Raw genomic sequence first — 5,895 nt, forward strand, 5'->3', positions numbered from 1 at the left:
GGCCAGCGCCACTCGGCCGTCGAGGAGCACGTGGACCCGCACCGCCAGCACCCGAACAAGCACGATCACGGCCAAGCGCGCCACTAGCCGTTCGTGCCCGCGCTGCCTGTTAAAGCCCCGCAAGCCGGAAACCTGCACCTCACCTACCCGGGGCGCAAGCTCCGGCTTGGCGTCATGGGCGGAACGTTTGACCCGATCCACCACGGACACCTGGTGGCGGCCAGCGAGGTAGCGGCGGTTTTTGGGCTGGACGAGGTGGTCTTTGTCCCTACCGGCCAGCCCTGGCAAAAGAGCGGGCGCGAGGTCAGTCCGGCTGAACACCGCTACCTGATGACCGTGATCGCGACAGCATCGAATCCGCGGTTCACTGTCAGCCGGGTGGACATTGACCGGCCAGGGCTGACCTACACGATCGACACGCTGCGTGACCTGAGCGCGGCCCGGCCCGATGCGGAACTATTCTTCATCACCGGAGCGGACGCGCTGGCACAGATCATGTCCTGGAAGGACATTGACGAACTGTGGTCGCTGGCCAACTTTGTGGGCGTGACCCGGCCGGGGCACGAGCTGCATAACCTGGGCCGCAAGGACGTGAGCCTGCTGGAGGTTCCGGCCATGGCCATTTCCTCCACGGATTGCCGCGACAGGGTGGCCGACGACCAGCCGGTCTGGTACCTGGTGCCGGACGGCGTAGTACAGTACATAGCCAAGTACGGTCTCTACCGGCGGGCGCCCGAGAGCGCCGCAGCCGTGAGCCAACTTCAACCAAGCCAATGAAATCAGTCGTTTACTTCTGGGTGATCAGCAAAGCATGAGCAATCAATCCCAGCCGCCGCGCAGCCGCCGGGAAATCCGGATGCAGCGCGACGGCGCCGGAACGGTTCCGGAGTCCGCCTCCGCAAGCGGCTCGCAAGCCTCGGATGCCCAGGCAGTTGCCCCCGCCGATGGCGGGGGAGAGGTTTCCGGCACCTCCGGCGACAGCAGGAGTGCCTCCCGTGAACGCCAGGGCGAGCGGACATCTCAAACGCGCGCCCGTGAGCGTGAGGCGCACCGTGCACTGAAGACCCTGACCGCGGCGCTGCCCAAGATTCCGGCCCCGGAACAGGAGCAGGTGCCCACACGGCGGCAATTGCGCCAGCAGCAATTGGAGCGCGAGAACCGCGTCCCCGCCAGTGCACCGGCAGACTCGCGGCCCAAACCCTCCGGTGCCGCAGCTTCACCGGCAGGCCCGCACACCACGCCTGCCCCGGCTGCGGATGCCCGGGCGCGTACCTCCGGTGCGCCGGCAGATGTCCCGTACGAACCGCAGCGTCCGCCGATCGAGGGTGGCCGCCGTGCCCGGCGCGGCGGGGACACCGGACGGCATCCGGCCCAGCCCGCCGCCGAATCCCCGGCCCAGCAGCTCTCCGAATCCCCGGACCGGCAGCTCTCCGAAGCAGGCAGGGAAGCTGTTGAGGCCGGCGAGATGACTGTCCAGCAGGCCCTGGCCGCCCGCGACCTGCTGATGGGCCAAGCGAAGAACATGGTCGCCATGATGGAGGCCCGGCAGGAGCAGGATCCGCATGAAGTGGACCTGGAACTGCTGGCCCAGCAGAAGGCCCTGGCCGAGCGTGCGGCAGTGCTCAACCGCAGGGCTGCCGACAAGAAGCGGCTGAGCGACGAGAACGAGCAGCGCCGCCATACAGCGGCAGAACGGCCGGTGGCCGACATTGCCTCAGCTCCGATGGAATTTGTGGGCGTCCCCGGGACAGACCAGCACATCCTCCGTCCGTCCTCAACGTCCTACGTTCCGGTCGTGACTACGGCTGCCCCGGCGCAGACACTTCCTGGCCAGCAAAAGCCGGCGGCTGACAAGCGGCCGGCAACGCAAACGGGTCAGCGACAGACACAAGCGCAGCGCCAGACAGCCCAGCGACAGACAGCCGGGCGACAGACAGCCCAGCGCTCAGCACCGGATGCCACTCAGGCCGTCCCGATGCCACGGGTCGGGACACCGCCGGAGCAGGCACCAAAACCTGCCTTCCGGCAGGTCGACGCGGTTGTCGGAACCCCCCGGTCAAAGATCCTGGCTGAGGCCGAAGCGCTGGCCGAAGGACGCGGGGCCACCATCCACCCGCTCAAGGCCAGCAGCGCCTACGGGCTGGATCCCCTCGATGCCCGGACCGCCGGCCTGGCCCGGCTCCGCCGGACCAGGGCTGCAGTGGGCGCCGCCCTGGTGCTGGGTGCCGCTGCATTTGCCGCCGGCATTGCCATGATGCTCGGATTCTTCGGCGGCTAAGGCCGCCACTCAAACGCTGGTTTACATTCCAAGGAGACACATGACCGCACCCGAGAGTTCCATCGCCATCGCGCGCACCGCTGCGAAGGCAGCCAGCGACAAAATCGCCGAAGACATCGTCGCAATCGACGTCAGCGAGCGGCTGGCCATCACCGACGTATTCCTGATTGCTTCGGCACCGACCGAACGCCAGGTGAATGCGATTGTCGACGGCATCGAAGAGGAACTGCACAAGCAGGACCTGCGTCCGGTCCGCCGGGAAGGGCGGTCCGAAGGACGCTGGGTGCTGCTTGACTACGCGGGCGTTGTTATCCATGTGCAACACCAGGAAGACCGCGTCTTCTATGCCTTGGAGCGGTTGTGGAAGGACTGCCCCTTCATCGACCTGCAGTTGGAGGACAAGCCGTCTCCCACGTCTACGGAGTAGCCGCGGGGCAGAGTGGCCCGGGGCAGCGCCGGCCGTTCTGTCCGGCAGCAGCGGCCCGCGCGGCTCTTCCTCTGATTTGGAATCCGTGCCGGTCTCTGCATAGAATATTCAAGTTGCTTCGAAGGAAGCGATGCGGAATCCGCAAGGATTACGGGGCTGTGGCGCAGCTGGTAGCGCACCTGCATGGCATGCAGGGGGTCAGGGGTTCGAGTCCCCTCAGCTCCACCACTCAACAAAGGTCCGGCACAAACAGACAAGTTTGTGCCGGACTTTTTGGTTCCCGTCCTTCGGTGCCGGCTGCCCTGCGCTTTGGCTCCCGGGGATCCGCCTGATTCACGGATAGCGCCCGATTCATGCGTCCCGGGTGTCGGCTTGCATCAGATGTCCACCACGTGCCGGTGCGTGTGACTGCGCCGCGGCTTGGAGTTTCAGCTCACAGCGAACGCGGATGGTGGCGCCGCCCCCACCGGGCGGCGAGGCCTTTCCGGCCAAGGGATCCGGAGGACGCGGCGGCGTTTCCGGCTGTGCCGGTGTGCCGGGGGTTCCGTTCAGACGCGTCGCGTGGTGATGCTCAGGTCGTGCAGAATCGCCGAAAGCTGGTCCATGAACAGGCCCAGCCGGGCGTTGTGCCGATCGTCCATCAGCAGTGCGAAGATGTTCCGGGCCAGCCGGATTTCCGGAACGTCCAGCACCACGACGCCGTCCGGGCCGTGCTGCATGGCCAGTTCCGGAACCAGGGCAGCTCCGAGTCCGGCGCCGGCCATGGCGAGGCTGGCGTTAAAGTCGTCGCAGTAGGCCACCACCCGGGGGTGGAGGTTGCAGCTGGCGAAGAGGCGCTCGATCACGGTGGCGTCCGATGTGCCCGGATGGTGCATGATCCAGGGCATCTCGGCCAGCTGTGAGGCTGTCACCGAAGCACCGGGGCGGATACCCCAGGATTCGGGCAGCACCACGCGGAAATTGTCGTCCCCGATCCATTGCCTGCTCACCGTGTTGGGCCAGGCCAACCCGCCCTGGCCGACTTGGAACACCAAGGCTACGTCCAGCCCGCCGCCGGTCCGCAGGCCCTGGATGGTCTGACCCGGCTCCGCGACCGATACCTTGAGGTTGATCCCTAGGTTTGGCCAGTTGGGTGCCTGCAGCAGGCGGGGGAGGACGTACGTGGCCAAGCTGGGAAAGATGCCCAGCCGGATCTCCTGCGTGCTGGTGTCGTGGCTGCGTGCGGTAGCAGCCAGCAGGGCGTCGATATCAGTGAGGACCTTGGCAGCGTGCCGCGACATCACCACAGCAGTCTCAGTCGGCTGCACACTACGCGCTGAACGCTCGAAGAGCTTGGCACCCGTCTCACGTTCCAGCGCCGACATCTGCTGCGAGACCGCCGAGGCCGTGTAGCCCAGGTTGGCAGCGGCGGCGGCGAAGGACCCGCGCCGCGTTACTTCCAGCAGCGTGCGCAGATGCACGGTGTTGACCATCAGATCTCCTATGGCTTCTTTGCGTTGAAGGCAAGTTTACCTTGGGCTGGTCGTCGCGGCAGTCGATGGGGTGAACGAGAGTTGTAACCCGGAATCGGATAAATCCATCCTGAGGATGTGAGGTTCAACCGAAGGACGTCGCCCCTGCGGCCCTGGAACGGCTTCAGGGGCTTGGCGCTCCACGGTAATGGTGGCCGCTGCGCCGACGTCGGCCACGCCTGCCTGACGCGACGCCTGTCTGGCGCGACGGTCACGACAACGGGGCGCATGTGGAATGCGGCGGCCCGGCGTGGCGTTCTATAAACGGTGTGGAACTCGGCGTGGGACAGTCAGAGGCAGCCGCTATCGTCTGGATCACAGATGGGTCGGCGGGAGGATGCTCCATGGATGACGGACCACTACATCTAGTAGTTGCGCCCCTACGTGCGACACGCCGACAAAACCACGACACGACCTTTTCCGAAGTTGTGGGCGGGGGATCCACAGGCTGTGGACGACGAGTCGCGAACGCCGGAAATTCAACTGTTTAACCCATGGAAGATATCCCCATGGGCTGTGGACGAAGCCGGAGAAGGAATGACATACTTGTAATACATCATCTTGGGGTTCCGGGTGGCCGCGTCCACTAGATGTAGTATTGGAACCGCTGGCGGGCAGGGAGTGCGGGTCCTTCTCAGGGAAGGCGCACGGCCACGAAAACAGCAGATACGCGTACCGATTATTAGGGGAGAAGGACCATGACTGTAACGGTTTACACCAAGCCAGCATGCGTGCAATGCAACGCCACGTACCGGGCTCTGGACAAGAAGGGCATCGCCTACCAAAGCGTTGACCTGTCCCAGGATCCTGAAGCGCTGGAGCGTGTCCGTTCCCTCGGTTACATGCAGGCCCCGGTCGTGGTCACCGAGCAGGATCACTGGTCCGGCTTCCGCCCCGACAAGATCGAGGAGCTGGCCCAGGCCGCTGCCTCGGTGGCCTGACCGGGTCCGCCCGAAACCAGAAGCACGCGCCATGACCGAGCTGCTGATGAGCGAGAGCGCCAGCGCGCAGCAGGCAGGTCCGGCAACCGGCGGGATCGCCGAGACGGATCTGATCTACTTTTCCTCCGCCTCCGGCTACACGGACCGCTTCATGCAGAAACTGGGACTGCCGGCGGCACGGATTCCGCTGCGCACCCAGGAAGATACGCTGCACGCACTCCGGCCGTTCGTGCTGGTGCTGCCGACGTATGGCGGGGAATCCGGCAGGAACTCGATTCCGCCGCAGGTCATCAAATTCCTCAACCGCGAGGAGAACCGGCGCCTGCTGCGCGGCGTGATCGGTTCCGGCAACACGAATTTCGGCACAACTTTCTGCCTGGCCGCGGAGAAAATCGCAGCCAAGTGCCAGGTACCGCTTCTCTATCGATTCGAACTCATGGGCACGTCCGAGGACGTTGACCGGGTCAAGCAAGGATTGGAACACTTTTGGAAACGACAGTTGCACACTCGGCCGTAGCCGACGCCAAGGCTGAGCTGCCGGCGGCATTCAAGGGGCTGGGCTACCACGAGCTCAACGCCATGCTCAACCTTTACGGCCCGGACGGAAGCATCCAGTTCGAAGCCGACCGCGAAGCTGCGCGCCAGTACTTCCTGCAGCACGTCAACAACAACACGGTGTTCTTCCACGACCTGGAAGAGAAGCTCGACTACCTGATCAAGAACGATTACTACGAGCGC

8 protein-coding genes and 1 tRNA gene are annotated in these 5,895 nt (G+C 65.0%); 7 read left to right on the top strand and 2 right to left on the bottom strand.

Annotated features, from left to right (window positions below; all coding sequences use genetic code 11):
• Positions 1-201: hypothetical protein (locus tag AC5RWT_RS33515; RefSeq protein WP_494083984.1), on the bottom strand; the 201-nt coding region annotated here is incomplete at its 3' end.
• Here AC5RWT_RS33515 and nadD point away from each other — a divergent pair.
• The 4 genes from nadD (at position 175) to AC5RWT_RS33535 (ending at position 2,933) form a co-directional block, all read left to right on the top strand.
• Positions 175-777 carry a nicotinate-nucleotide adenylyltransferase gene (gene nadD, locus AC5RWT_RS33520; protein WP_494083985.1) on the top strand — a complete coding sequence of 201 codons (603 nt, stop codon included), beginning with the start codon at positions 175-177 and terminating at the stop codon, positions 775-777. The two genes, AC5RWT_RS33515 and nadD, sit on opposite strands and share 27 nt — an antisense overlap.
• Positions 778-811: 34 nt before the next feature.
• Positions 812-2,278, top strand: coding sequence for a hypothetical protein (locus AC5RWT_RS33525; protein ID WP_494083986.1), 1,467 nt, complete (start codon positions 812-814; stop codon positions 2,276-2,278).
• 40 nt (positions 2,279-2,318) lie between these two features.
• Complete coding sequence (gene rsfS, locus AC5RWT_RS33530) at positions 2,319-2,705, top strand: ribosome silencing factor (RefSeq protein WP_494083987.1); 387 nt, start codon at positions 2,319-2,321, stop codon at positions 2,703-2,705.
• A 152-nt stretch (positions 2,706-2,857) separates the two neighbouring features.
• Positions 2,858-2,933 (top strand) — tRNA-Ala (locus AC5RWT_RS33535).
• 320 nt (positions 2,934-3,253) lie between these two features.
• Here the strand turns inward: AC5RWT_RS33535 and AC5RWT_RS33540 are convergent.
• On the bottom strand, positions 3,254-4,177 hold the full coding sequence (locus tag AC5RWT_RS33540) for a LysR family transcriptional regulator (protein WP_494083988.1): 924 nt from the start codon (positions 4,175-4,177) through the stop codon (positions 3,254-3,256).
• A gap of 737 nt (positions 4,178-4,914) precedes the next feature.
• Between AC5RWT_RS33540 and nrdH the strand changes: the two genes are divergently transcribed.
• The 3 genes from nrdH to AC5RWT_RS33555 all read left to right on the top strand — a co-directional run.
• Positions 4,915-5,157 (top strand): glutaredoxin-like protein NrdH, encoded by a 243-nt coding sequence (nrdH, locus tag AC5RWT_RS33545; protein WP_127513743.1) that lies wholly within the window; start codon positions 4,915-4,917, stop codon positions 5,155-5,157.
• A gap of 31 nt (positions 5,158-5,188) precedes the next feature.
• Entirely contained in the window at positions 5,189-5,674 is a 486-nt protein-coding gene (gene nrdI, locus AC5RWT_RS33550; RefSeq protein WP_494083989.1) for a class Ib ribonucleoside-diphosphate reductase assembly flavoprotein NrdI, read from the top strand.
• A gap of 17 nt (positions 5,675-5,691) precedes the next feature.
• A partial coding sequence (locus tag AC5RWT_RS33555) for a hypothetical protein (RefSeq protein ID WP_494083990.1) occupies positions 5,692-5,895 on the top strand: 204 nt, incomplete at its 3' end.

The sequence above is a fragment of the Arthrobacter sp. Dra40 genome (assembly GCF_059091905.1).

Excerpts from the sequence above, each read along its gene's own strand:
- nrdI (WP_494083989.1), top strand. The coding sequence starts at position 5,189 with ATGACCGAGCTGCTGATGAGCGAGAGCGCCAGCGCGCAGCAGGCAGGT.
- AC5RWT_RS33525 (WP_494083986.1), top strand. The coding sequence starts at position 812 with ATGAGCAATCAATCCCAGCCGCCGCGCAGCCGCCGGGAAATCCGGATG.
- nadD (WP_494083985.1), top strand. The coding sequence starts at position 175 with ATGGGCGGAACGTTTGACCCGATCCACCACGGACACCTGGTGGCGGCC.
- nrdH (WP_127513743.1), top strand. The coding sequence starts at position 4,915 with ATGACTGTAACGGTTTACACCAAGCCAGCATGCGTGCAATGCAACGCC.
- AC5RWT_RS33540 (WP_494083988.1), bottom strand. The coding sequence starts at position 4,177 with ATGGTCAACACCGTGCATCTGCGCACGCTGCTGGAAGTAACGCGGCGC.
- rsfS (WP_494083987.1), top strand. The coding sequence starts at position 2,319 with ATGACCGCACCCGAGAGTTCCATCGCCATCGCGCGCACCGCTGCGAAG.